A 26,641-nucleotide genomic window follows, 5' to 3' on the forward strand; every position below is an offset into this window, starting at 1 on the left:
CACCTAAAAACAAACAATCCGTGTTGCAATGAATTCACTACTAATAGTATATCTGTTTGATCATCTTTTTTCTATTTAATTTCAAAATAACAAATAAATGCTGCGATTTTGCTGTTAAGTCTTTAAAAGTGACATAACGATCGGCCATTGCCGATCGTTATGTGGCGTTATCGGTAGATCCCTCCTGCTTATACTATTTATGCTTTGACAAAAGTTCATTATTTCTCTCGATTAATTCGATACGCTGTTTTGCACAGTCAAGAGAACGGAACGGATCTTCTGGTGTATTGAAAGTATAATCGACCAATTTTTCTACTGTTGTGGTTGCTACATGAATACGAGTGTCACTAGATGCATAGTAAATAAACACTTCATTTTTTTCATTCACAACAGCTCCATTGCAGAAGATGACATTTGAGACATCCCCGACCCGTTCATCATCATATGGCGCGATGAAATGCCCACTAGGTTTTGCAATTACTTTTGATGGATCTTCAAGGCTTGTAGCAAAAGTATATAAAACATAACGTAATCCTGCTGCCGTGTTTCTAACGCCGTGAGCAATATGGATCCAACCTTTTTCCGTTTTAATCGGAGCAGGTCCTTGACCGTTTTTCACTTCATAGACGGTATGATATTTTCTTTCATCGATAACTTTTTCTTTTTTAATTACAGGATTTTCAATATCATCGCATAAACCGAACGCAATTCCACCGCCAGTACCTGTTGAGATAAAACCATCTTGTGGGCGGGTATAAAACGCGTATTTTCCATCAACAAATTCCGGATGTAGTACAACGTTTCGTTGTTGAGGAGACGGCGTTTGAATATTAGGTAATCTTTCCCATTTTTTTAAATCTTTTGTACGTACCAAAGCTGCTTGAGCAACGGCACTTGAAGTATCATAATGCGGCGCATTTGGATCTTTACTTTCAGAACAATAAATCCCATAAATCCAACCATCTTCATGTTTGACAAGCCGCATGTCATACATATTCGTTTCCTCTTTGTCGATATCTTCCCATGTTAACGGAACATCGATAAAGCGGAATTGATCAATGCCGCTTTCGCTTTCTGCAATCGCAAAAAACGATTTGCGATCAACACCTTCTACACGAACAACCAAATAATATTTCCCATTTAAATAAATAGCACCTGGATTAAAGACTGCGTTAACCCCTAACCGTTCCATAAAATGCGGATTCGTTTCCTTATTTAAATCAAATCTCCAATGAATCGGTATGTGGTGTCGTGTAAGAACAGGGTATTTATACCGATTGTAAACACCATTATAAAACTCCTCATTTACTTCGTTTTTTCTTGCGATTAATTTCTCCTGTTTTTCTAATAGCTCGTAATATTTCTCATGAATCATTTTCCTTTCATCCTTTCTATAACTTCCAAACAAAATCTTCCATTATGATACGAAGCCTTCCATGGATCACAGATATTTTTCTTCGAAGGGATTCCGTTTTCATCAACAGACCAGTACCATTCACCATTATCCCGATGATCAATAATATATTTTTTCGTATATTCCCAAAGATTTTTCACCAATTCTAAAAATTTAACATCTTTTGTTCGCTCGTAGGCGTTAAGAAAGCCGACCATTGCTTCTGCTTGGACCCACCATACTCTTGATGTATCAATCTTATCGTCTACTTGTTCATTGATTAACGATCCATCCGCTTGAATCGCGGTATGAGCAATGTTATAGGCAATATCTATGACCATTTGGACATACTCTTCTTTTTCAAGGCCAATCGTTTTTAACGCTTCATCAATTAACCAACTCGCTTCAATGTCATGACCGAAAGATTTCATATCTATCAAACTGTTCCAATTTTTATCAAAAAAGACACCTAAAAATTTGCTGTTTTGATCGTAAATGTTGTGATAAAGGATGTGCAGGAGGTTTTCAATTCTCTCTTTTAATTGTTCATTTGACCACACTTTGTAAAGGTTTGTGTATGCCTCTAACACGTGAATATGAGTGTTCATCGTAATATCGGCAAGGACACCGTTTTCACTCAACATTTCATTTGGCATCTCATTCCATTCACGATCAAATTCTTCTTTATAGGCATTGTTTTTTGGATCAAAACCTTTGTTTTCTATTAAAAAATAAAGGTTTTTAGCAAGTTTAAGCGCATTCTCATCGTTTTTCGCTCGATAATATTCACTTAAAGCATAAATTCCAAAAGACTGTGTATATACGTGTTTTCGAGTGTCTTTTGGTTCACCTTTGTAATTAACTAACCAATAAAGTCCGTCATATTCGTCATCGTAAATGTTTTCAACTAAAAACTGATAAAGATGATTGGCGATTTGCAAATATTTTTCGTTTCTAGTGACACGGTAAGCCGATGAAAATGTCCATAAAAATCTGGATGTAACGATCCCGCCTTTATCGGCTTGTTGATCAACACGTAAATCAAAATCAACTTTCCCATAAATACCGCCATACTCATAGTCCACTAACTTTTCCCAAAATGGCAATATGTGTTCAAATAACTCGTTCTCTACTTCGCGGACAAGCGTTAGCACCTGTTTTACCTCCATAAATAATTTTTAGTTAATCGATAACTTAATTAAATCTTACTGAAAGAAAAAGGTTTTTGTCAATGATGGTAAACAATGAATATAGATTAAGTCGTTCCTAATTTTTATTAATGAACCAATCGCAAACGTTTTCTTATTTAATACTTTAAATGCCGATTTGTAGTCTGAACATATCCCGATGTAAAAATCAGAGTTTAGCAGCAAAGTTTTGGTCATTGAAAGCACGAAGGGGAACAAAAAAAGCACTCATTACGATCGCGCACCGAATGCTCACCATTATTTACTGTACGCTCTCTCGGAAAAAATCGTTCCGAGAGCCGCAAATCAGTTAGTATAACCAAAAAGAATAAGAAATATATGAGACACCTAAAAATAAGGTGGCTCTGCTTTTCAATTGCCTTTTTTGGCTATTTGTATATAAATGTAACTTAAGGTTTTAACTTTCGTATAAGGTATGGTTATTTTGCCGATATTGCTCCTAGAACCCAACGGAAAAGGAGCGACATGAGGCCAATGAAACGATTAAAAATTACAAATGATCACGGATTCATCATTCGAAAATTACAAAAAGAAGAACGCAAAATCAAGGAAGCTTTGTTGCATCAACGAGTGACAGCGGTTCGGTTGATCATGGAGGGCTACTTGGGCGAAGAGATCGTCTCCATGTTGAACATTCACCGCCAATCCATGTTGACCTATGTGTCTTTGTTCAACGACGGTGGATTTGAGAAGCTTCTTGATAAGAAAGTACCACAAGAAAGTACCACTTGGAAAACCCCATTTCTAACGGCAGAACAACAAATGAAGTTAAAACAAATGATTGTGACCAGCACGCCGTTCGATGAAAGATTCGGAATGGCGGCTTCTTGGGATACGCGCATCGTTCGAGCTTATCTTCAAGAACACTATGTGATTTCCATGACGAGAATGGGCGTCTATAAAATGCTTCGCCGCATAGGCCTTTCTTATACGCGCCCTACCTATATATTGGCAAAGGGAAACGAGCAACAATAACGTGCCTTTGTGAAAGAGATGGAAATCTGAGGTAGGCAAACAAAAACAAATCCCGATTTATGGGTACCATGCGAGTGTCATATTATTTAGTGCGGTTATAACGTACTCAATTGGGGGGATTTGGATCCAACAGGCCCTTGCTTGTAACGCCATGTCCTTTCTAGAGTTTGGAAATATCTTTTACAATCCTATTAAAGGAAAGCACCTTCTTCTCGTTATTGATAACGCTCGAATTCACCATGCGAAGCAGGTGAAAGAGTTTTTACGCGAACACGAAAAGGAGCTTTTTTGATCTTTTTACCACCTTATTCTCCACAGCTGAATCCCATTGAGCATCTTTGGAAATGGTTAAAAGAGTCTGTCATTGCCAATCGTTTTCACAAAGACGTACAAGCCATTGAGCAGTCGGTGAACAGCTTCTTAAGAGTATATTGAACATCGTGGTTACGAGGTTCTACAGCGCTTGGGATGTGCCTCTTGAGAAGTCGAAATGCTAAGTTAAATTTATATAGTATATCCAGCCGGATCCTAAGGTATACAGCTTCGGCCATGTTCTTTTGATTTTCACAGAAAAATGAATGACAAACTTAAACAGAAGTATGACTCGTCTTTCTAAAAAATACGTTTTTTAAATAAAGATAAATTAATATTTTGACAATAAAGAAAAAGAATTGACAAGAAAGCGTTAACATTATAAAATTACTTTGTAAGCTTAACGTTAACTTTATTGATAAAGGGGGATTAAATGTGAAGAAAAGTCGTTTTTTTATGACACTTTTAACGGTACTACTTGTTTTTTCTGCTGTCCTTTCAGGGTGTTCTTCTAAGAATGAAGGAGCATCTGAAAGCAAAAATGAAGGCGGCAAAAGTAAAAATGGAAAAATTAGCGGAGAGATCACAGTTATTACACAACGTACAGACATCGTAAACACAGTCTTCAAAGATTATGCGAAAAAATTTAATGAAAAATATCCAGATGTGAAAGTTAACTTTGAAGCATTAGCTGATTATGGCGGACAAATTACAACGCGGATGAATACTGATGAATATGGGGATGTTCTATTAATCCCAACACAAATTCCGATTAAAGACATTCCTGATTTCTTCGAGCCGCTTGGCACTCTTGAAGAAATGCAAAAAAAATACATGGGTGTAGAAGAAAGAGCAGTTAATGGTAAAGTTTATGGTATTCCCATCGCGATGAGTTACACTGGTATCATCTATAACAAAAAAGTGTTTAAAGAAGCTGGGATAGACAAACTACCAAGAACATTTGACGAATTCATCGCAGCTTTAGAAAAAATTAAAAAGAATACAAAAGCTATACCATTGTATACAAACTACGCAGCGGGTTGGCCGTTAACTCAATGGGAAGGTACAGTTACGACTGTTGCCGGCGATCCAGATTACTACAATGTCAAAATGCCTAACGAAGATGATGTATGGGCTAAAGGAAAACCACACTATGAATTATACAAGCTAATGTATGATGTTGTGAAGAAGGGATTAGTTGAAAAAGATCCTTTAACAACAGACTGGGAATCTTCTAAAGCGATGCTAGGTCGTGGTGAGATAGCGACAATGGTATTAGGTTCATGGGCGATCGGCCAAATTAAAGGAGTTTCGGAAACACCTGATGATATCGGTTTTATGCCGTTTCCAACCAATGCAAATAAAGTAATTATTCCTTTAGGCGCAGACTACCAAATTGCTATTAATAAACATAGCAAGAATAAAGAAGCTGCAAAAGCATGGTTATATTGGTTTATCAATGAATCGAACTATGCTGTAGAGCAAGGTGGAGGCATTAGTGCTTCTAAAGATGTTCCTCTTCCGGAAGATTTGAAAGAATTTGAAAAACAAGGTGTTGAACTTTCTCTCCTAACTCCTGCGAAAAAAGGTCAAGAGGGACTAGTGGACAAAATTGATAAGGCTGCTGAAATCGGCTTCTGGTTAGAAGATCAGAAAAAACGCATTGTTGAAGCTGCTCTTGGAAATAGAGATGAAACATATGACGATATCGCCAAAGACTTGAATAAGCGTTGGAATAAGGCGCGGGCAGAAATCATGAAACAGCAATAATTTTTTTGAAGAAAAGTGCATCTGTGCATGCACTTTTCTTCTTTCAGGATCATGCAGGATTATGAGAGCCTGCTGGGAGGTGGCACTAACGTGTTTAAATTTTCTAATCTTTCTTATGAAACGCAAAAGCGAATTATTATCGTTGCTTTTTCTATTATTCCAGTTGTGTTATTGATTACATTTGCTTATGTTCCGGTTTTTAGCATGATTTTCTACAGTTTTACTGATTGGAACGGAATTAGCAAACAGAAACATTTTATAGGTTTAGAAAATTACGTTACACTTTTTACCAACCCGGAATATTTTAAAGTATTCAAGGTGAGCATGTATTATTTTTTCGCAACATTTATCCAAATGGGGTTAGCTTTATATTTTGCCACGATTTTAAGCTTTAAGGTTCGAATGAAAAACTTTTTTAAAGGTGTATTGTTTTTCCCGTATTTGTTAAACGGTGTTGCAATTGGTTTTATGTTTTTGATTTTCTTCAGACCCGACGGTACGTTGGATACGGTTCTGAAAGCAATCGGTTTAGGCGCTTTCATACAAAAATGGTTGGGTAATCCTGACATTATTAACATCTCATTAGCTGGAACATCTGTTTGGCGTTATATGGGATTCAATTTCATCATCTTTCTTGGTGCTATTTCATCCATTCCAAAAGATGTATATGAAGCAGCAGAAATTGATGGGGCTAATAGATGGCATCAATTCAGATATATCATTCTTCCAAGTTTGAAACGGATCGTTCAATTAAACTTTATTTTAGCCATCAGTGGAGCCATTAGTGTATTTGAAATACCGTATATTATGACCGGTGGTGCAAATGGAAGCGAAACATTTGTCATTCAAACGGTGAACATTGCGTTTAAATACGGAAAAATTGGCCTTGGTTCAGCGATGGGCGTTGTCTTATTAATCATTGTTATTATCGTAACATTGATTCAACGGTCGGCGTTTAAAGAGGAGTGATAAAAAATGTATAAAGTAAAATACGCCTTAGCCACAGTTTTTAAATATGCCACTCTTTTGTTTGGGGCATTTGTTGCACTTCTTCCCATTGTTGTCGTGCTTTTCGCTTCATTTAAAACAGGGAAAGAATACATGAGTACAAGCCCGCTGGCACCACCTGAGAACTGGCTGAATTTCGAAAATTATGTAAGAGCTTTTGTGGAAGGAAATATGTTAAGCGGTTTTATTAATACCACAATCATTTTATTGATTTCGATCACCGGGGCGACATTGCTCGGATCGATGATTGCTTATATTCTTCACCGCTTTAAGTTTAGAGGAAGTAAACTCTTGCTAGGTGCATTTTTGTTGGCTACGTTGATTCCAGGTGTGACCACACAAGTAGCAACCTTCCAAATCATCAACGAACTTGGTTTGTTTAATACAAGATGGGCTGCCATTATCCTTTATTTAGGTACAGATATAATCGCTGTGTATATTTTCTTGCAATTTTTAGATACGATTTCGGTATCATTGGATGAATCAGCCATGCTAGATGGCGCTTCCTACTTTACGATTTATCGTAAAATCATTTTACCTTTGCTTAAGCCAGCCATTGTTACAGTTATTATTGTCAAAGGGATCAATATTTACAATGACTTTTATACACCGTTTCTTTATATGCCGAAAGCAGATTTGCAGGTCATTTCAACGGCGTTGTTTAAATTTAAAGGTCCTTACGGTTCCCAGTGGGAGGTTATCTCAGCCGGAATTATGCTCGCTATTATTCCGACACTAATCGTGTTTTTATCACTCCAAAAATATATTTATAACGGATTTTCGCAAGGTTCTGTCAAGTAAGTATCGAAGTTTAGTCTTAATAACTGAAAGGAGTACATGATGATGAAAAAAGATATTTATATAGTAGGTGAGTCGTTGCCGAATATGCCATGGGAAGATAAACCGGAAGGATTCGAAGGACCAGTTTGGAGACATTCACAAAACCCAATCATTAATCGAAATCCTGTAAAGGGTATTTCTCGTATTTTTAACAGTGCGGTTGCACCATATGAAGGCAAGTTTGTTGGAGTTTTCAGAGCAGAAACGATTAATGGTCGTCCGCACTTGCATTTAGGATGGAGTGAAGACGCACTTAACTGGAAGATTGAAGAGGAACCGATTCCATTTTTTGATGAAGACGGAAAACCATTTCAACCGTTATATGCCTATGACCCACGTCTTGTCAAGATCGAAGACACATTTTATATTATTTGGTGCACTGATTTTTACGGAGCTTCGATTGGCTTAGCAAAAACAACTGATTTTAAATCATTTATTCGCTTGGAAAATCCGTTTTTACCATTTAATCGAAACGGTGTACTTTTCCCTCGAAAAATCAACGGGAATTATGTGATGTTATCCCGTCCAAGTGATAGCGGTCATACACCGTTTGGCGATATTTTCTTGAGTGAAAGTCCTGATTTGAAATATTGGGGAAAACATCGTCATGTGATGTCTAAAGGTGGACAAGGTTGGTGGCAAAATGTAAAAATCGGAGGCGGTCCAGCACCGATTGAAACATCTGAAGGTTGGTTGTTGTTTTACCATGGCGTCACTGGCACATGCAACGGTTTTGTTTACAGCATGGGTGCGGCTATCCTTGATTTAGATGAACCTTCAAAAGTTAAATATCGTTCCCGAAATTTTATTTTAACTCCAGAAGAGTGGTATGAAGAAAAAGGGTTTGTTGATAATGTTGTGTTCCCATGCGCTACTTTATATGATGCAGAGACAGGTAGAATTGCGATTTATTATGGAGCAGCCGATACTTATGTAAGTGTAGCCTATACAACAGTTGAAGAAATTGTAAACTATGTGAAAGAAACACATGAAGAAGTTGCGGATGATAAAGAAGTAGGAAGACTATAATCTTTAAAAAAGGATGGATAAGTGCACATATCCCTGTCAAGTAGACAATGAAAAAAAGAGAATACTAAGCTGCGGCCTTTTCTCGATATTCGATCGGGGAAAGGCCATTTAGTTTTTCTTGAAAGCGACTATGATTGTAAAAATGGATATACTCTTGAATAGCTTGATATGCCTGTTCAATCGTTTTTGGGCGTACTAAATACAACTTCTCTGTCTTTAAATGTGAGAAGAAGCTTTCGATACACGCATTATCATAACAGTTTCCTTTTCGAGAATGGCTTCCTTGAATTTGAAGTTCTTTGAGATGGTTTTCATACGATTTGGTCGTGTACTGAAATCCTTGATCCGAATGAAGGAGAGCGTTCTTGTCCAATAACTTCCCATTTAATTGGTTCAGTGTATTTATGACTAATGGCAGATCATTTCGGTTGGATAATTCCCATGCCACTATTTCATTGTTATATAAATCTAACACCACCGATAAGTAGGCAAACGTATCTCCAACTCGTACATAAGTAATATCGGTTACGAGCTTTTGATAAGGATTTTCTGCATAGAATTCACGGTTTAGTACGTTAGGAAATACCACAGAGCCTCTATGTCCATAGAAAGGCCGTTTCTTGCGAATTACCGATCTTATTCCCAATTCCCTCATGAGACGTCGCACACGTTTATGGTTCACAATGATTCCTTCTCTCGATAAAGCTCTGGTCATTCGTTTATATCCAAAGTACGGATGTAGTTTATGAATCGCTACTATATGTTCCTGTAACAGAAGATCCTTTTCCAAACGTAAGGATTTTTTGGATTGGTTTCTGCGCCACTTATAGTATCCAGACTTGGACACCTCTCCAATGTTTAATAACCACTTTAGTGGATGGTTTTTTCGCAGTTCATCGATAATCAGAAATCTTTCTGATTTTAGGACCACTCCTTCCCGTGTAGATTTGGATTGCGCTTTTTTAGGTATTCCACCTGCGCTTTCAAATACGCATTTTCTTCTTCTAAACTCGAAAAGTGTTTGCGATTCCACACTCCTCGTTGATCTTCAAAAGACTCGCCATTTTGAACTTTCTTGACCCATTGTGCAATTTGGGCATCACTCTTCACGCCAAAATGTTCACGGAGCTGTCGATAAGACCAGCCTTCCTCTAATTTCAAACGAACGACTTCCCGTTTTAGTTCTTCTGAATAGGATTGAAACGTTTGTCCTTTCTTAGCCATAAAAAATCCCCTCCTAGGTAGACTCTTAAGAACATCATACCATCAAATGTCCTCTTTTTTTACTGTCTACCTATAGGGGATAATACCAAAGCGTTATATTTTCCATTCCTTTTTTATCTTAAGAAAGGGGAGCCATCCAGTGGCCCCCCATTTATTTTTCAAAAGTCGTTGATAGTATCACTTTTTTATTAATGATTTAATGCTTTTAATTTAAACCATGTACTGACGTAATCCCCCTTCAATGGAGGGATTGGAAGCCCCGCATACATTAATCTGTCCCCGCCATAAACATCTTCTGTTCCTTCAATTTGATAGTTCAATTCCGGATTCAATCCTTTTAATGTTAATTTGTAATATGGTGGATGCGCTTCGGCTAAAATTCGGAAATAGAAGACAATCGCTTCCGTTTGATCTTTTGACACAAACATCCATGCTGTTTCGTTTCCTTCAAACGGACTTTTTAAACGATACATGTCACCTTTTTGTACTAAAGAGCGAATGTTTTTATACATCGCTACTTGCTCTTTTACAAATTCCTTTTCCTCTTCGGTAAACTTTGTTAAATCAAGTTCATAGCCGAAATTTCCTGACATTGCCATATTTCCTCGGGTTTTTAAAGGCGTATTCCGTCCCACTTGATGATTCGGTACCGCGGACACGTGAGCGCCAATTGTGCTAACAGGATAAACAATGCTCATACCATATTGAATCTTTTGTCGCGCTACGGCGTCAGTGTTATCACTCGTCCAAGTTTGCGGCATGTAATAAAGCATTCCTGGATCAAAACGTCCGCCTCCGCTCGAACAACTTTCAAATAAAATATGTGGAAAATTCAAAGTCAACCGCTCCAATAATTCGTAAAGCCCGAGGACATAACGATGAGCAATTTCCGTTTGCCGTTCAGGAGGGAAATCAGCTGAGCCGATTTCTGTCATATAGCGATTCATATCCCACTTAATGTAGGAAATAGGTACTCTAGAGAAAAGGCTGCTTAACACATCATATATATAATCTCGCACTTCTTTTCTAGAAAAATCGAGAATAAGTTGATTACGGAAAAGCGTTCGTCTTCTTCCTTTTACGTGCAAGCACCAGTCAGGATGCTTCCGGTATAATTCACTTTCTGGAGAAATCATTTCTGGTTCGACCCATAAACCAAATTTTAATCCAAGATCGTTTATACGGTTCGCTAAATGTTCAAGCCCATGTGGAAGTTTCGCTCGATCTTCATACCAATCCCCTAATGAGGTTGTATCATCATTTCGTTTACCAAACCAACCATCATCCAAGACAAACAATTCAATTCCTAATTCGGCACCGACTTTAGCAATTTCTAACAACTTTTCTTCATTAAAGTTAAAGTATGTGGCTTCCCAGTTGTTCACCAAAATAGGTCTTTCTTGATCTCGGTATATTCCACGGCATAAGCGGGTCCGATAGAGACGATGAAAAGTTCTTGACATTTCACCGATTCCATTATTAGAATACACCATGATAGTTTCAGGAGTTTGGAAGCTTTCTCCCGGATTTAGTAACCAAGCAAAATCAAAAGGATTTATGCCAATTTGCACACGTGTATTGAAAAATTGATCTACTTCTGCTTGGGCAATGAAATTTCCGCTATAAACAAAACTGAAACCATAAACATCTCCATGGTCTTCATCTGCATTGGGACGTAAGAGGGCGATAAATGGATTCAATTGATGACTGCTTACACCCCTCCTACTTTCAATGGTCGTTAATCCTGGTCCAAGTGGTTTTCTTTCTACTTGACCTTCCCTTGACCAAGCTCCAGATAAGTATAAAATATCGAAATTTGAATCTTGAAAATCAATACTTGCACTTAAAGCCCGCCATAAGCGAAGGGGTTTTTCACCCTGGTTGACAAATCGAACGGAGCGTGCAATTGCACAATGTTCTTCAAACACGGTATAACTCATGATTACATTTAATCCTGAATATTTGTCAGATAGAACTAGTTCTAATGTTTGAGCCTCATCATCCGATTCCACATAAGTTGCCGGCAAACCTTCCAATTTAGGCTTTCCTTTAATGATACGATGTTCCTCATAAACAAGTTCGGTCACTCTGCTTCCATCTTCTAAGTGGACTTGGTAGGCGGGACTTCTAAAATCTCCAGAACCGTACTGTGGGTATTCTTGCGGAAGACGATCTAAGAAATCTTGTTTTTGTTGTTCTAATAAAGTTTGTAAGCTTTGATCATGACGGAGTTTTTTTCCCCAATACGCATGAGCAGGATAGCCGTTAATAATTTGAAAGATATAACTCGTATCTTTTGATTGAAGATGGAATAGATTGAAATCTTTTTCATAATAAATAGGCATGAAAATACTCCTTTCTAATTTTAATTTCACGAAAGAAATAAGTTTTAATAGTTTTGAATTTTATAAAGCTTACCACCCCCGGCGATGTAGAAAATTAGTGAGGTGAACCAACCACATCTACCAATTCTAAAAAGGAAGTGGCAAGTTTGTTTCCTCAATTATTCATCTTTTTGTAAGAGTAAATCAAAGGACTAAGATCAATTTTTTCGTACTAAAAAACATATTTAATGAATAGTAAGAAAACCGTGTGTATCAGATTTTAAAAACCCCCAGATAAGACACTAGCCAAAAGCGTTAAAAAAGAAACCATGTCCTGCTACAAAAATTTTTATGAATTACCGTACCAAAAGTCCCGCCCCAATTAATCCCGCTTTTTGATCGAGGGCTGCGCGCTCAATTTGAATGGAATCCCGTAAGCTTGGATATACGAACTCTTTTACTTTTTCTTTTAGTGGCTGGAGGATAATGTCACCTGATTTCATGCCCCCCTCCGCCTAAAATGATGATTGGGATTGACGGTGTGTACGATATTGGCAATCCCAATCGCTAAGTAATGAACGGCACGGTCAATGATTTGTTTTGCGGTTTCGTTCCCTTCTTCGGCAAGCTGAAATACTTCTGCCGCTCCGCCTTTTATGCCTAATAGACGGGAACCTTCTTTTCCGATAGCCGTTCCACTTGCTAATGCTTCTAGCGCTCCTTTGTTTAGACCGGGCGCTCCTTCAGCGTTTGGGTCTACAATCATATTCCCTATTTCCGCGCAATTTCCTTGCGCTCCTTGGACAAGTTTTTTGTTTAAAACATATCCTCCGCCGATTCCAGTACTGACAGTGATGTAAAATACACTTTCTGCCTTTTTTCCGGCACCAACTGTTGCTTCCGCTAACGCTGCTGCATTGGCATCATTATCTAATACGACTTTCAGCTTCGTTGCTTCTCGTATTTTCTGGGCTAAAGGAATGTTTCGCCAGCCTGGAAGATTCGGCGGCTCTAAAATCACACCTTCAAAAGGATTTAACGGACCAGGTGAACCGATGCCAATCGCTTGAATGTCAAATCCTTTTTTTGCTTCTTCTATTAACCTAATCATCTGGCGGATCACATAATCAGGCCCTTTTTCAGCATTTGTTGGACAAGACATTTCTTTGACAAGTTGTCCGGCTTCATCTAATACGCCGACACGAAGATTTGTACCTCCTAAATCGATCCCAATCGTCCACATTCTACCTTCTACCTCTTTTCCCATCTATTAAACATGAGAAACAATAAGCTCACAGTTTCCTTGAATTTTAAATGTTCCCGATTGATGCGGTATAATAAAATGGCTTCCTTTTTGCAGCAGGAATCGTTCTCCATGTTGAATAAGCTCTCCTTCTCCTGTAATAACACTGCAAAGAAGGAAAAGTTGGTCCTGTGTAAAAGAGGTTTCTTTATGTATTTTCCATTTATAAACAGAGAAAAATTCTCCTTTCACAAAGGTTGTGATTGTAACACCATCTTTTTCTTCCTTAACTGGTTGACTCATTCCGTCAACATGGGGAACTGTTGTAACGTCAATCGCTTTATCTAAATGAAGTTCCCGTTTTTTCCCATTAGCATCGATGCGGTCATAATCATAAACGCGATACGTTGTATCTGAGTTTTGCTGAGTTTCAAGGACGAGTGTTCCTTCACAAAGGGCATGAATCGTTCCGTTCGGCACATAAAAGAAGTCACCCGGTTTAATTTTCACTTTGCGAAGCAATTCGTTCCATTGTCCGTTTTCAATCATTTGAACGAGTTCTTCTTTTGTTTTTGCGTTATGACCGTAAATCATTTCGGCATTCTCTTTACAGTCAATGATGTACCAGCACTCCGTTTTCCCTAATTCTCCGTTTTCATGTTCGCTCGCATATTTATCATCCGGATGAACTTGTACGGATAAATCTTTATTGGCATCCAAAATTTTTGTTAATAAAGGAAACTTTTCTCCCTCTAGGTTACCAAACAATTCGCGATGCTGCTCCCATAATTCCCCTAATGCTTTCCCATTAAATGGTCCTTCAGCAACAACACTTTGTCCGTTCGGATGAGCCGAGATAGCCCAACACTCTCCTGTTGTGTCTGATGGAATGTCATAACCGAATTGCTCTTTTAACGCAGTACCACCCCAAATGCGCTCTTTAAATACAGCCGTTAAGAAAATAGGTGATGGTTTCATGATTGCTTTTCCTTCCTTTCTATGTCAAGATGTGTTGTCCAATGATTGAAGTTTCTAGTTGTAGAGCCTTGCTCTTTTCTGACAAATCACCAGCCCCTTTGGATTGGTGACGGCATAATGGAGAAGAATCCTTAGCCAAGATTGAAATTGACGTGGATTCAACTAAATAATAAGTGGCTTTGAATTTCTTTAAGGCTGTCTATATATCTTTTTAATAAGAAATACTGTAAGACTCATAAAAAATCATTTCAACATATACATTAGTTTAACAATTAGTTTATAATTTGTATATCGTTAGTTTTACGATTAGTTTATATTTTTGTATCATTAGTTTAACGAATGGTTTATAATTTGTATATCATACTAAACTTTTAGATGGAATATGAAGGAGGTAAACTGATGAAATTCAATCGAAATGACCGAATTGTATTTATTGGAGATAGCATAACGGAATGGGGGAGATGGGAGGATCCGGAAAACATCGGTTCAGGATATGTTCGGTTGATTCACGATTATTTTGTTGTGAATGATCCCAATAACTACCCTGAGGTCATTAATCGCGGGGTGGGCGGTGATCGAATTACTAATTTGCTAGAAAGATGGGAAGAGGATGTGATTCAATTACGACCGGATTTTGTGTCTATATCAATTGGGATTAATGATGTTTGGCGTCAATTGGATCATCCCGAATTAGAGCAAGTATATCCAGAACAGTTTGAGCAAATTTATGAGAATTTGCTCACCCAAGTGAAAGAAAAAACTAACGCAAAATTAATTCTTATGGAACCGACGATTATCGAAGAGGATGTTCATTCAGCAGGGAATCAAAAGTTAGTTCCATATGTGAAAATTGTAGGGGAAATAGCTAATAAATTCCATGCTATTCTTGTACCTACCCATCAGGCGTTTATTTCTTACTTGCAGGCTAATTCAGAGAAGAAACTTACTACTGACGGGGTACATATGAATTCTTTAGGAAATATGCTTATGGCACAGACGTGGATTAAAGCTTTTGAAGCAGCTAAGGTATGAACAACATTGACTTATACCCTCTGAAAGGAGAGGTAACCTTTGAGAAAGGAAGAAGCATCTTTTGATTATATCAAATTGTTTGAAGAGGAAAGCGACACAAATGTTAAGCCATTGAAATTACTGTACCATCTCTATAAAGAACATTTATTAAAAATCGTTATCTCGTTTTTCTTTTATATCATAAAAAGCTCGCCTGTATGGGTTTTACCGATGATTACGGCAAATGTGATTAATATCGCGACAAACCCTAAAGAACATAAGCTTTCAGAACTTTGGATTCAATTAATGATCATCTTGATTGTAGTTCTTCAAAATATACCGATGCATATTATTCATGTTGCCTTTTTTAGTAAAGCCTTACGTCAAGTTGAGGCAGGTCTTCGAAGTACACTTGTTAGAAAACTGCAGCAGCTATCAATAGGTTTTTACGGTCATTTAGGTACTGGGAGAATACAGGCAAAAGTGTTAAGAGATGTAGAAGCCATTGAAATGTTATCGAGACAATTGATGCTTAGCTTAATGCCGGCGATCGTTAATTTGACGATCGCGATTGTCTTAACGATGATGCATAGTATGAAGATTGCTTACTTTTATATCATTATGATTCCAACATCTATGCTTATTGTGTCGATCTTTCGAAAAAAAATAAAAAAAACGAACCGGGATTTTCGGGAAAATATCGAAGAAATGTCAGGACAGGTATCTGAAATGGTGGAAATGATACCGGTAACAAGAGCCCATGCTCTTGAGGATTTAGAAATTAAAAAGATGGAGTCGAGACTTCAGGATATTAAACAAAAAGGGTATCGGTTAGATATTTTGGAAAGTTATTTTGCTTCTTCTAACTGGGTAGTATTTCAGTTGTTTCAAATCCTATGTCTATTTTTCACTGTCTATTTAGCTTACAAGGGAAAGATGCCTGTTGGAGATGTTGTCATGTATCAGGGCTATTTTACCTTAATTCTAGGAGCGGTGACTGGAATTTTGAATGTTTATCCCATTATCGCAAAAGGGTTTGAATCTCTTTATTCGGTAACGGAAATTCTCCTTTCTAACGACACGGAGCCTTTTAAAGGCAGAAAATTTCCGGAACCATTTGAAGGGAATATCACGTTTAAAGATGTGTCATTTAAATATGAAGATTCAGAAAGACATGCACTTAAGTCTTTTTCTTTAGATGTAAAAGCAGGCGAAACGATTGCTTTTGTTGGGGAATCAGGTTCAGGAAAATCAACGATCTTAAACCTTATTATTGGTTTTTATAAGGCACAGGAAGGTACAATTCTCATTGACGGTGTCCCAATTAATGAGATTGATATAAAAAAATATCGGAAGTTACTAGCGATTGTCCTGCAAGATACTATTTTATTCTCGGGGACCATTCGGGATAACATTACATACGGTCTTCCAAAGGTACGTGAGGAGAAGTTGCAACAAGTCATTAAAATGGCGAATTTGGAAGAAGTTATTCAAAATCTTCCGGAAGGATTAGACACACAAGTCGGTGAAGGCGGAGCGAAGCTTTCAGGGGGGCAAAAACAAAGAATTGCGATTGCCCGGGCACTAATTCGTGATCCTAAAATTATTATTTTAGATGAGGCAACATCTGCGCTAGATAACAAATCCGAACGCTTTGTTCAGCAAGCGTTGGAGCAACTTACCAAAAATCGTACAACGTTTATTGTTGCCCACCGTCTTTCAACAATCAGTCATGCGGATCGAATTGTCGTATTAAAGAACGGTAGCATTGTCGAAATTGGTTCGTATGATGAGCTTATGGCGAAAAAAGGGATGTTTTATCAATTACAGCAAGCTTAATGATATTAATGATAGAAGGTGATGGTATGGAATACATTAAAGGATTTACATTCGGGTGGATGAGTCGGAAAGGAGATTTTAAAAAGCCAGAGGCGAAGAAATCTCTCAAATTGTTAAAAGAGAGAACCGGCATCGATCATGTCATTATCGCGTTAGCGGCTTTACAAGATACAGCTCATACAACAGAAATAGATTTTACGGGTGAACATATGGTCGATGATGGTGAGTTAATCGACATGATCACGTATGCTCAATCGCTTGGATTAAAAGTAATTTTAAAGCCAACAGTAAACTGTAAGGACGGAACATGGAGAGCCCACATCAATTTTTTCGATGTGGATGTACCTTGTGAACCGAAATGGAGTGAATGGTTTCAAAGCTATACGGCATATCAGCTGCATTATGCGGAAATTGCTGAAAAAACAAACTGTGTGATGTATATCATTGGTTGTGAAATGGTACAAGCGGAACGTCGAGAACGGGAATGGCGCAATTTAATTCAAGAGGTGAGAAAAGTATACAGAGGTCCAATCACCTATAATACTGACAAATATCAAGAAGGAAATGTCAAATGGTGGGATGCGGTCGATATCATTTCTTCCAGTGGTTATTATCCAATCGATGATTGGGACAATCAGCTTGATCGAATTGAAAACATTCTTCAACAATGGAATAAACCGTTCTTTTTTGCTGAAGCGGGTTGCCCGAGTCGTACCGGATCCTCCTTCGTTCCCAATGACTGGGGATTAAAAGGAGAGGCGAATGTAAAGGAGCAAGAAAACTATTATCAAGTAATGTTTGCGAAAACAAAGGAACGTGCATGGGTAAAAGGATTTGGCTTATGGGACTGGAGTGCTCTTTTATATGATGAAAATGAAGCGAGTAACGATAAAGGTTACGGCGTGTATGGAAAACCGGCAGAAAAGGTGATCAAGGATTTTTATTCTTCGATTTAGTGCTATGGAAAAGTGCTCTTTTAGGGTACTTTTTTCTTTACAGAAAAAAGAAATTAGGTTATTGTTATCGTATAGATATAAAGTTATGATAACAAAAATAACAAAATTGATGGGGTGGATTTGATGCAAATAGTTGATTTGAACGGACCTTGGAAAATGAAGGAGCAAAATAGTCAGGACTGGCTTGATGGAATTGTCCCGGGGTCAGTGATGAATGATTTGTTGCAAAACGGTGTGATTGAAGACCCTTTTTATCGAGATAATGAGGACAAAGCCTATGAAATTTCATCTAAAAATTACGTATATTCAAGGGAGTTTATTATAGATGAAGAAATGTTAAACCGTGACAAAGTGGTATTGGTCTGTGAAGGTATTGATACGATTTCTACTATTTTACTTAATGATACATGGGTGTCTAATACGAACAATATGCATAGTCGTTATGAATTTGATGTAAAACCATTGTTGAAAGCAGGGGTTAATAAAATTACGATTACCCTTTTTTCACCCATTCAATATGTAAAGGAAAGACAACAAGAAGAACCTCTTTGGGGCGTAGGAGATGCGATTGAAGGTTATCCTCATATTCGTAAAGCCCACTATATGTTCGGGTGGGATTGGGGGCCGAAAATACCTGACCTTGGGATTTGGCGGAACATTTATATTGCCGCATGGGACGTTGCACGGATCGACGATGTATATGTGACGCAAAAACATGAGGACGGAAAAGTTGATCTAGATATTCGCGTCCGCTTAGAAAAATGGAGACAAGACGCTCTCTCACTTGAGGTAACAATTACAGACCCTGATGGTGAAACCGATACAAAAGTGGTCGAGACTTTCGCTAACGAAGAACATGTGATGTTTCATATTGCTAAGCCGAAGCTTTGGTGGCCAAATGGATATGGAGATCAACCGTTATATAAAATGAATGTTTCTATTTTTTCCGCTAGTGAAAAAGTAGATCAAAAAGAGTTTCATATCGGACTTCGTACCATCACGGTTAGGCATGAGCCGGATCAATGGGGAAAATCGTTTGAATTTGTTGTAAACGGCATCTCCATCTTTGCGATGGGAGCCAATTATATACCGGAAGATAATCTCATTGCGCGGAATACACCGGAAAAGACGGAACGGTTGATTCAAGATTGTATTCAAGCAAATTTCAATATGATTCGTGTATGGGGCGGCGGTTATTATCCGGATGATTACTTTTTCGATTTGTGCGACCGCTATGGATTGATTGTATGGCAAGATTTTATGTTTGCTTGCAGTGTTTATCAATTAACGGATGAATTTAAAGAGTCAATCAAAAAAGAAGCGATCGACAATATTAAGCGAATTCGCCACCATGCATGCTTAGGTATATGGTGTGGCAACAATGAGATAGAAGAAGCATGGGTCAACTGGGGATTACCAAATAAACCGAAATTGAAAACCGATTACATTAAAATTTTCGAAGTCTTGCTACCGGATCTGCTAAAAGAAATGGATCCACAAACATTTTATTGGCCATCATCGCCTTCATCCGGAGGAGGATTTGATCAGCCGAATAATGAAAATGCGGGAGATGTTCATTATTGGCAAGTTTGGCATGGTCTTAAGCCGTTTACGGAATATCGGAAATTCCAATTTCGTTTCTGCTCTGAGTTCGGGTTCCAGTCTTTCCCGTCTTTAAAAACTATCAAAACGTTCACTTTGCCGGAAGATCGCAACATTTTTTCGTATGTCATGGAAAAACATCAGAAAAACGGTGCGGCGAACGGAAAGATCTTGTTCTATTTATCCGAAAATTTTTTATATCCAAAAGATTTTCCATCTCTTTTATACGCTTCCCAGCTGTTACAGGCCGAAGCGATTAAATACGGTGTAGAGCATTGGCGGAGAAACCGCGGTCGTTCCATGGGCTCGTTGTATTGGCAGTTAAATGATTGCTGGCCGGTTGCTTCATGGTCAAGCATTGACAGCTATGGTCGTTGGAAAGCACTCCATTACTTTGCGAAAAAGTTTTATGTACCAGTTCTACTGTCTATTTGTGAGGAAGGGACGGATGCAGACATTTATGTAACAAACGATTCATTAAAGCCGATTGTGGGACGTATTGAGTGGAAGCTTCGTACAAACACTTCAGAAGTGATAAAAGAAGGAACTGTTGAATGTGAAGTGGAGAAATTGTCGGCGAAAAAATGTGAATCATTGTCTTTTGCTGAGATTTTAACACCTGAGAAAATGAGAGAAACGTATCTGGAATGTACACTATGGATTGATGGAGAGAAGCATTCCTCGACAACAGTCCTGTTTACAAAACCGAAGCACTTCCGTTTTGTGGATCCGAAAATCAAATGGGAAGTACGTGATGAAAAAGATCAATTTGTGATTTTTATTGAAGCTGAAGGCGGATTTGCTAAATATGTGGAATTAGACTTAGAAGAAGCAGATTGCAAGTTTAGCGACAATTATTTTGATCTATCGAAAGGCGAAGTGCGCTCCATTGTTGTAGCAAAATCAAGTTTAAGTGAAAATATGAGTATTGATCAATTTGCAAAGCAGTTAAGCGTACGTACGATTTATGATATGGCGTAATTTTTTAAAGCTAGGCGGAGGGTTTTATGGCTAAAAAAGTAACGATACAGCAAATTGCCGACTATTTAGGTGTATCGAAATATGTCGTGTCAAAAGCACTGTCAGGAAAGCGTGGGGTAAGTGCAGATACTCGTAAAAAAGTGATTGAGGCGGCTTCTCAGCTAGGCTATTTTGCCCAAAAAACAAATAAAGCTCCATCCATTCAATTACAGGAAACGAAATTGCCAGTTAAAAAGGGCGAGAAGGAAATTGTATTAGTTTTAATGACAAATGTTAGATTTCAAACAAGGGAGTCTACTTATTGGGGCGCAATTGTGGATGGGATATCGGAGGCGCTGGAAAAAATCAAACTAGGCATGGTGCTGCTCACGGAAAACAATGTTGAAAGCTTAATAAAGGTATTGAATCTAGAAGGATTTATCGGTGTGATTACCGTAGGGCTTGTGGAATCTTCACTTTTAGTTGAAGTTCATAAAATGGGGCTCCCGTTAGTGATGATCGATTACGAGGATCCGTTAATTCCTTGTGACATGATTTTCAACAATAACTTTGACAGCAGTTTTCAATTAGCCAATCATTTAATTGGCCTTGGGCATAAACACATTCAATTTGTTGGCGACATTCATTATTCAAGGAGCTTCTATGACCGATGGAGCGGTTTGAGAAGTTCTATAGAAGAAAATGGAATAAAGGCGGTTTTTGATCCCGATTTAATCTCTATTGATTTTTTTGATCTTGAAAAACAGTTTTCCGACTGGCTCGGCAAATGCTCCAAAGAGGATTTGCCGACAGCCTTTGTTTGCGCCAATGATGTGATCGCGGTTGGCGTGATTTCCATTTTGAAGAAAAATGGGATTCACGTGCCGAACGATGTTTCCGTAACAGGCTTTGATAATAAAGAAATAACGTTCAACATGAAGCCGACTGTTTCTACCGTCCATGTGGAAAAAGAAAACCTAGGCAAACGGGCAGTCGAAGTATTATTAAGAAGAATGCGGGAGCAAGATGCACCATTTGAAAAAATATTGATGTCGGGATCCTTGATATTAAGGGAGTCGACAGCACCTCCAAGAGATAAGAAAAATCAATAGTTTTTCCTAAAGGTGCTATGGAACTCTCAAACAATTTAACGTTTTCGAGGTGAACGAACAATGACTTACGTGGCAGATGCGAAAAGATATGATCAAATGATTTACAACTATTGCGGAAAAAGCGGATTGAAAGTTCCGGCAATCTCTTTAGGGTTGTATCGGAATTTTGGGAGTACAGATGATTTTGAAAATGCGAAAAACATGATTTTTACAGCGTTTGATCTCGGTATTACCCATTTTGACCTCGCAAACAATTATGGTGAACCAAGGGGCAGCGCCGAGGAAATTTTCGGAAAAATTTTAGTGCAGGAATTAAAAGGATACAGGGATGAGTTATTGATTTCAACAAAAGCGGGTTACGATATGTGGCCTGGACCATACGGTGATTTTGGGTCAAGAAAGTATATGCTAGCAAGTTTGGATCAAAGCTTAAAAAGACTTCAACTAGATTATGTGGACATTTATTATTCGCATCGATACGATCCGAATACCCCTCTTGAAGAAACAATCGGTGCCTTAGATGCGGCGGTGAAGCAAGGAAAGGCGTTGTATGTCGGAATTTCCAATTATCCGTTAGAAAAAACGAAAGAAGCGATCAAACTTTTCCGAGAGCTCAACACTCCATTTATCGTTCATCAATTTCAATATTCGATGTTTTTGCGTGATGGAGAAAACGGGATGTTTGATCTGCTAGAAGAGGAAGGAATTGGTGCTATCGTTTATCAGCCTTTATATCAAGGGTTATTGACGATGAAATATGTCAATGGCATTCCGAAAACATCACGCATTGCTCAAAACGTTGATTCGATCTCGGCCGATCAAATTACAGAAGAACGAATAGAAAAAGTGAAAAAATTAAATGTATTGGCTGAACGTAGAGGGCAAAGCGTTCCCCAGCTGGCGATTAGTTGGGTGCTTCGTCAAAAAGCTGTTGCATCGGCATTGATCGGAGCGAGAAATCCAGAACAAATTGTTGAAAATGTAAAATCAATACAAAACTTATCTTTTACAGAAGAGGAACTGACAGAGATTGAAAACATTTTAGAATAAATAGGAGGATGAATTATGCATCTTGATATGCCTTTAGAAGAGTTAAAACAATATATGGGAAAAAATCCTCGGCCGTCTGACTTTGAGGAATACTGGGATCGGGCCTTGCAGGAGTTAGAGCGGCAATCATTGGAGTATACGTTAGTTCCCGCTGATTTTCAAACGGAATTTGCCGAATGCTATCATCTCTATTTTACAGGAGTGGGCAACGCCAAAGTTCATTGTAAGTTGGTGAAACCTAAAAAACAACAAAGAAAAGGTCCCGGGATCGCGATTTTTCATGGATATTCTGTCGATAGTGGGGATTGGCTAGATAAAATTGCCTATGCCGCTCAAGGATTTACCGTATTAGCGATGGATTGTCGCGGACAAGGGGGCTTATCGGAGGATCCTTTATCGGTGGCGAAAGGGCCGACCCTTAGAGGGCATATTATTAGAGGATTGAATGACCCAAATCCAGACAAGCTTTATTACCGCAATGTCTTTTTAGATACTGTCCAAACGGTAAGAGTGCTGAAATCGATTGATGGGGTGGATCCTGAAAGAATCGGCGTTTTTGGCATTTCTCAAGGCGGTGCCCTATCTATTGCTTGTTCGGCTCTAGAACCGAGTGTCAAAAAAACGGTAGCAGTTTATCCGTTTTTATCAGATTACAAAAGAGCATGGGAAATGGACATTTTCAATTCGGCTTATGAAGAAATCGCGTATTATTTCAGATGCTTTGATCCAAATCACGAGAGAGAAGAAGAAATCTTTCGTAAATTAGGCTATATTGATATTCAGCATTTAGCTGATCGAATCCAAGCCAATGTCTTGTGGGTTACAGCTATGAGAGACAATATTTGCCCGCCATCTACTCAATTTGCTGCTTACAACAAAATTCAATCAGAAAAAGAAATGCTTATTTATCATGAATACGGTCATGAGTATTTGCCGGGCTTAGCTGATATCGCTTTTCAAAGATTTTTGAACTTGTAAGTTATGGGGATGGGGTATGTACCAATTGATTATGCAGCTAGAATAAAAGGAGATGCTTTATGGAAAGTTCTAGTATTGGTAGCAACAGTTTTTTACGTAGAATGTTAACCCTTGCGATTCCCATTACGTTGCAGTCTTTAATTACTTCTTCTTTGAGCATGATCGACTCAATGATGGTTGGGCAACTTGGTGTTGATAGCATCGCGGCAGTTGGGATTGGGAATAAAATTACGACGATTTTGATATTGATATTGCAAGGTTTTGGTACAGGCGCGGCAATATTTGTCGCCCAATATTTTGGAAAAAAAGACTTGGTCGGCATTCAAAAAGTTTTTTATTTAACCGTTCAGATTGTTGTGATTTTTTCTTTATTATTTACAGCGATTATTCTCTTTTTTACAAGCAGGTTTATTCAACTGTTTACAACTGATCGGCATGTTATTGAGATCAGTTTACATTTTTTAAGAATTATGGCAATCAGTTATTTGCCTACTGGGATGACGATAGTATTTATGACTACTTTAAAATCAATGGGCGAGGTCAAACGACCGTTATATATTAGCATTTTGGCGATTGGGTTAAATACATTGTTAAATTATGCGATGATTTTCGGTCATTTCGGTTTTCCAGAAATGGGGGTAGAAGGGGCGGCATATGCGACGCTGATTGCCCGTGTCGTTCAAATGATATTATTGTTTCTGATCGTTTGCCAATATTTATCCATATCGCTGAAAACCGTGATCATGCCTCATCATTTTGATCGCTTATTAGCGAAAAAATATGTTTCTATTACTATTCCGACCATTATAAACCATGTGGCGTGGACGTTAGGGGAAACATCTTATTTTTGGGTGTATGCACAAATGGGAACGGAAGCACTAGCGGCGGTAACCATCATCGATCCACTTGTTTTCATATTTATGGCATTGTTCATCGGGTTAGGCGATGCTTCCCAAGTGATGGTCGGTAACAGTATCGGGGCAAATAAAAAAGAGGCTGCTTTTGACTATGCGAAACGGTTTATTAAGATAACGTTTGTTTTGTCGATGGTTTCCGGCATTTTCATCATTTTATTTATACCGTTGTTTTTGTCCGTATACAATGTGATCGATACGGTGAGTGTTTTAGCAAAAAATATTTTAATTGTTTACGCGTTTTTAATGATTGGAAAGATGTTGAACTTGGTTAATAATGTCGGGGTGTTGCGAGCGGGAGGAGATACAAAATTTGTCATGTATCTTGATATGATTGGTGTTTGGTGTATTGGATTTCCGTTAGCAATGCTCGGTGCTTTTTGGTTTCGTCTGCCAGTTTATATCGTGTTTGCGCTTGCCAACAGCCATGATATAGTAAGGGCTGTTGTCGGCATTAAAAGGACATTTTCAAAAAAATGGATCCGTAGTGTAACGGAACACTATGCGCCTGCTTCATGAATAATAAATATAAGGAAAATAGAGGAGGAGTTTCAATGGCAATTATTCAATTTCCGAAAGAGATGAAATGGGGAGCGGCAACCGCTTCTTATCAAATTGAAGGAGCTGTCAACGAAGATGGTCGCGGGCCATCCATTTGGGATACATTTTCTCATATACCTGGAAAAGTAAAAGATGGGGACAACGGCGATATCGCGTGTGACAGTTATCATCGTTACGAAGAAGACATTGAGATTATGAAAGATTTGGGAATTGATGTTTATCGCTTTTCCGTTGCGTGGCCACGTATTTTCCCGAAAGGAGCTGGGGAAGTCAACGAAAAAGGGCTTGAGTTTTATCATAAATTCGTTGACAAGCTTCTAGAAAACGGGATTGAACCAATGTGTACCCTTTATCATTGGGATCTTCCTCAAGCTCTGCAAGATAAGGGCGGCTGGAACAACCGAGATACGATCGATGCGTTCGTCAACTATGCCGAGGTGATGTTTAAAGAATTTAATGGTAAAATTAAATATTGGATCACACTTAATGAGCCATGGTGTATTTCTTATTTATCCCATTATATTGGGTTGCATGCCCCAGGATATAAAGATTTACAATTAGCGACAAATGTTGCGCACCATTTATTGGTTGCTCACGGCAAAGCGGTGCAAAAATTTAGAGAGCTTAACATCGAAGGAGAAATTGGTTATGCACCGAATACGACTTGGCTTGAACCGTTCAGTAATCGCAAGGAAGACATTGACGCTTGCCGGCGGGAAGTCGGCCATTACATTGAGTGGTTCATGGATCCGGTGTTTAAAGGCGAGTATCCGGAGTTTTTAGTAAATTGGTTTAAGAAAAAAGGCGTGGAATTACCAATAGAAGATGGGGATATGGAAACTATTCATCAGCCGATCGATTTCCTTGGCATTAACTACTATACTGGGCATATTGCTCGCTATAAAGAAAATGAAGGATTATTTGATTTTGAATTTGTAGAAATGGGGTATGAGCGGACAGATATTGGCTGGCCAGTGTTCCCAGAAGGCTTTTACAAAGTGTTAACGTACATTACGGAGCGGTACGGAAATGTTCCTATTTATATTACTGAAAATGGCGCCTGCTACAATGATGAGCCTGATGCGACAGGGCGTGTGAAGGACGACCGCCGCATCAAGTATTTAAAACAGCATTTAACAACTTTGTCAAGGGCGATTCAGTCCGGTGTAAACATAAAAGGGTATTTAACATGGTCACTCCTTGATAACTTTGAGTGGGCGGAAGGTTACAGTAAACGCTTTGGTATCGTTTATGTAAATTATCGCACGCTTGAGCGCATTAAAAAGGACAGCTTTTACTGGTATAAGAAGACGATTGCAAATAAATGGTTCGAATTTTAATAGAAAATAAAAAC

Annotated in this window: 21 protein-coding genes and 1 pseudogene; 15 read left to right on the plus strand and 7 right to left on the minus strand. The window is 38.3% G+C overall.

Going from position 1 to position 26,641, the window contains the following annotated elements; all coding sequences use genetic code 11:
• Positions 1–193 precede the first annotated feature (193 nt).
• Positions 194–1,375 (minus strand): glycoside hydrolase family 130 protein, encoded by a 1,182-nt coding sequence (locus tag HNQ34_RS13610; protein ID WP_183255551.1) that lies wholly within the window; start codon positions 1,373–1,375, stop codon positions 194–196.
• Entirely contained in the window at positions 1,372–2,547 is a 1,176-nt protein-coding gene (locus HNQ34_RS13615; protein ID WP_312856134.1) for an AGE family epimerase/isomerase, read from the minus strand. The genes HNQ34_RS13610 and HNQ34_RS13615 overlap by 4 nt, the downstream gene beginning before the upstream one ends.
• 528 nt (positions 2,548–3,075) lie before the next feature.
• Here HNQ34_RS13615 and HNQ34_RS13620 point away from each other — a divergent pair.
• The 6 genes and pseudogenes from HNQ34_RS13620 to HNQ34_RS13650 all read left to right on the plus strand — a co-directional run bounded on the left by HNQ34_RS13620 (position 3,076) and on the right by HNQ34_RS13650 (position 8,535).
• Positions 3,076–3,576, plus strand: coding sequence for a helix-turn-helix domain-containing protein (locus tag HNQ34_RS13620; protein ID WP_183255557.1), 501 nt, complete (start codon positions 3,076–3,078; stop codon positions 3,574–3,576).
• 79 nt (positions 3,577–3,655) lie between these two features.
• Positions 3,656–4,011, plus strand: a pseudogene (locus tag HNQ34_RS17810) (transposase).
• Between the two features lie 312 nt (positions 4,012–4,323).
• Entirely contained in the window at positions 4,324–5,658 is a 1,335-nt protein-coding gene (locus tag HNQ34_RS13635) for an ABC transporter substrate-binding protein (protein WP_183255563.1), read from the plus strand.
• Positions 5,659–5,748: 90 nt separating this feature from the next.
• Positions 5,749–6,627 (plus strand): carbohydrate ABC transporter permease, encoded by an 879-nt coding sequence (locus HNQ34_RS13640; RefSeq protein ID WP_183255566.1) that lies wholly within the window; start codon positions 5,749–5,751, stop codon positions 6,625–6,627.
• A gap of 6 nt (positions 6,628–6,633) precedes the next feature.
• Positions 6,634–7,467: a carbohydrate ABC transporter permease gene (locus HNQ34_RS13645; protein ID WP_183255569.1), complete on the plus strand. Its 834-nt coding sequence runs from the start codon at positions 6,634–6,636 to the stop codon at positions 7,465–7,467.
• 42 nt (positions 7,468–7,509) lie between these two features.
• A complete protein-coding gene (locus HNQ34_RS13650; protein ID WP_221277438.1) occupies positions 7,510–8,535 on the plus strand; it encodes a glycoside hydrolase family 130 protein in 1,026 nt (341 codons plus the stop codon).
• 64 nt (positions 8,536–8,599) lie between these two features.
• On the opposite strand, the gene HNQ34_RS13655 is transcribed toward HNQ34_RS13650, so the two are convergent.
• The 5 genes from HNQ34_RS13655 to manA form a co-directional block, all read right to left on the minus strand.
• Positions 8,600–9,759, minus strand: a protein-coding gene (locus HNQ34_RS13655; RefSeq protein WP_183255574.1) for an IS3 family transposase whose coding sequence is annotated in 2 segments (ribosomal slippage) — positions 8,600–9,501 and positions 9,501–9,759 — 1,161 coding nt in all. Because the reading frame shifts where the segments join, the coding sequence is not laid out codon by codon here.
• Positions 9,760–9,947: 188 nt separating this feature from the next.
• Positions 9,948–12,104: an alpha-galactosidase gene (locus HNQ34_RS13660; protein ID WP_183255576.1), complete on the minus strand. Its 2,157-nt coding sequence runs from the start codon at positions 12,102–12,104 to the stop codon at positions 9,948–9,950.
• 335 nt (positions 12,105–12,439) lie between these two features.
• The gene (locus HNQ34_RS17590) at positions 12,440–12,586 is read right to left on the minus strand and encodes a hypothetical protein (RefSeq protein WP_246364204.1); all 147 of its coding nucleotides are present in this window, start codon (positions 12,584–12,586) and stop codon (positions 12,440–12,442) included.
• Positions 12,583–13,326: an ROK family protein gene (locus tag HNQ34_RS13665; protein WP_246364207.1), complete on the minus strand. Its 744-nt coding sequence runs from the start codon at positions 13,324–13,326 to the stop codon at positions 12,583–12,585. Before HNQ34_RS13665 ends, HNQ34_RS17590 begins: the two co-directional genes overlap by 4 nt.
• Before the next feature lie 27 nt (positions 13,327–13,353).
• Positions 13,354–14,304, minus strand: a complete 951-nt coding sequence (manA, locus tag HNQ34_RS13670; protein ID WP_183255578.1) for a mannose-6-phosphate isomerase, class I — start codon at positions 14,302–14,304, stop codon at positions 13,354–13,356.
• Positions 14,305–14,703: 399 nt separating this feature from the next.
• On the opposite strand from manA, the gene HNQ34_RS13675 reads away from it, so the two are divergent.
• From HNQ34_RS13675 to HNQ34_RS13715, 9 genes are all read left to right on the plus strand, one after another.
• The gene (locus HNQ34_RS13675) at positions 14,704–15,336 is read left to right on the plus strand and encodes an SGNH/GDSL hydrolase family protein (RefSeq protein WP_183255581.1); all 633 of its coding nucleotides are present in this window, start codon (positions 14,704–14,706) and stop codon (positions 15,334–15,336) included.
• A gap of 39 nt (positions 15,337–15,375) precedes the next feature.
• On the plus strand, positions 15,376–17,154 hold the full coding sequence (locus tag HNQ34_RS13680; protein ID WP_183255584.1) for an ABC transporter ATP-binding protein: 1,779 nt from the start codon (positions 15,376–15,378) through the stop codon (positions 17,152–17,154).
• Positions 17,155–17,180: 26 nt separating this feature from the next.
• Positions 17,181–18,110, plus strand: a complete 930-nt coding sequence (locus HNQ34_RS13685; RefSeq protein ID WP_183255587.1) for a glycoside hydrolase family 113 — start codon at positions 17,181–17,183, stop codon at positions 18,108–18,110.
• A 123-nt stretch (positions 18,111–18,233) separates the two neighbouring features.
• Positions 18,234–20,693: a beta-mannosidase gene (locus HNQ34_RS13690; protein WP_183255589.1), complete on the plus strand. Its 2,460-nt coding sequence runs from the start codon at positions 18,234–18,236 to the stop codon at positions 20,691–20,693.
• Between the two features lie 26 nt (positions 20,694–20,719).
• Positions 20,720–21,784: a LacI family DNA-binding transcriptional regulator gene (locus HNQ34_RS13695; protein WP_183255592.1), complete on the plus strand. Its 1,065-nt coding sequence runs from the start codon at positions 20,720–20,722 to the stop codon at positions 21,782–21,784.
• Between the two features lie 60 nt (positions 21,785–21,844).
• Positions 21,845–22,834 carry an aldo/keto reductase gene (locus HNQ34_RS13700; protein ID WP_183255596.1) on the plus strand — a complete coding sequence of 330 codons (990 nt, stop codon included), beginning with the start codon at positions 21,845–21,847 and terminating at the stop codon, positions 22,832–22,834.
• A gap of 15 nt (positions 22,835–22,849) precedes the next feature.
• Positions 22,850–23,812: an alpha/beta fold hydrolase gene (locus tag HNQ34_RS13705; RefSeq protein WP_183255599.1), complete on the plus strand. Its 963-nt coding sequence runs from the start codon at positions 22,850–22,852 to the stop codon at positions 23,810–23,812.
• Positions 23,813–23,871: 59 nt separating this feature from the next.
• Positions 23,872–25,245 carry an MATE family efflux transporter gene (locus HNQ34_RS13710; protein ID WP_183255601.1) on the plus strand — a complete coding sequence of 458 codons (1,374 nt, stop codon included), beginning with the start codon at positions 23,872–23,874 and terminating at the stop codon, positions 25,243–25,245.
• A 35-nt stretch (positions 25,246–25,280) separates the two neighbouring features.
• Positions 25,281–26,627 (plus strand): GH1 family beta-glucosidase, encoded by a 1,347-nt coding sequence (locus HNQ34_RS13715; RefSeq protein ID WP_183255603.1) that lies wholly within the window; start codon positions 25,281–25,283, stop codon positions 26,625–26,627.
• The last annotated feature ends 14 nt before the right edge of the window (positions 26,628–26,641 follow it).

It is taken from the genome of Anoxybacteroides tepidamans (genome assembly GCF_014201465.1).
Taxonomy (GTDB): domain Bacteria; phylum Bacillota; class Bacilli; order Bacillales; family Anoxybacillaceae; genus Anoxybacteroides; species Anoxybacteroides tepidamans.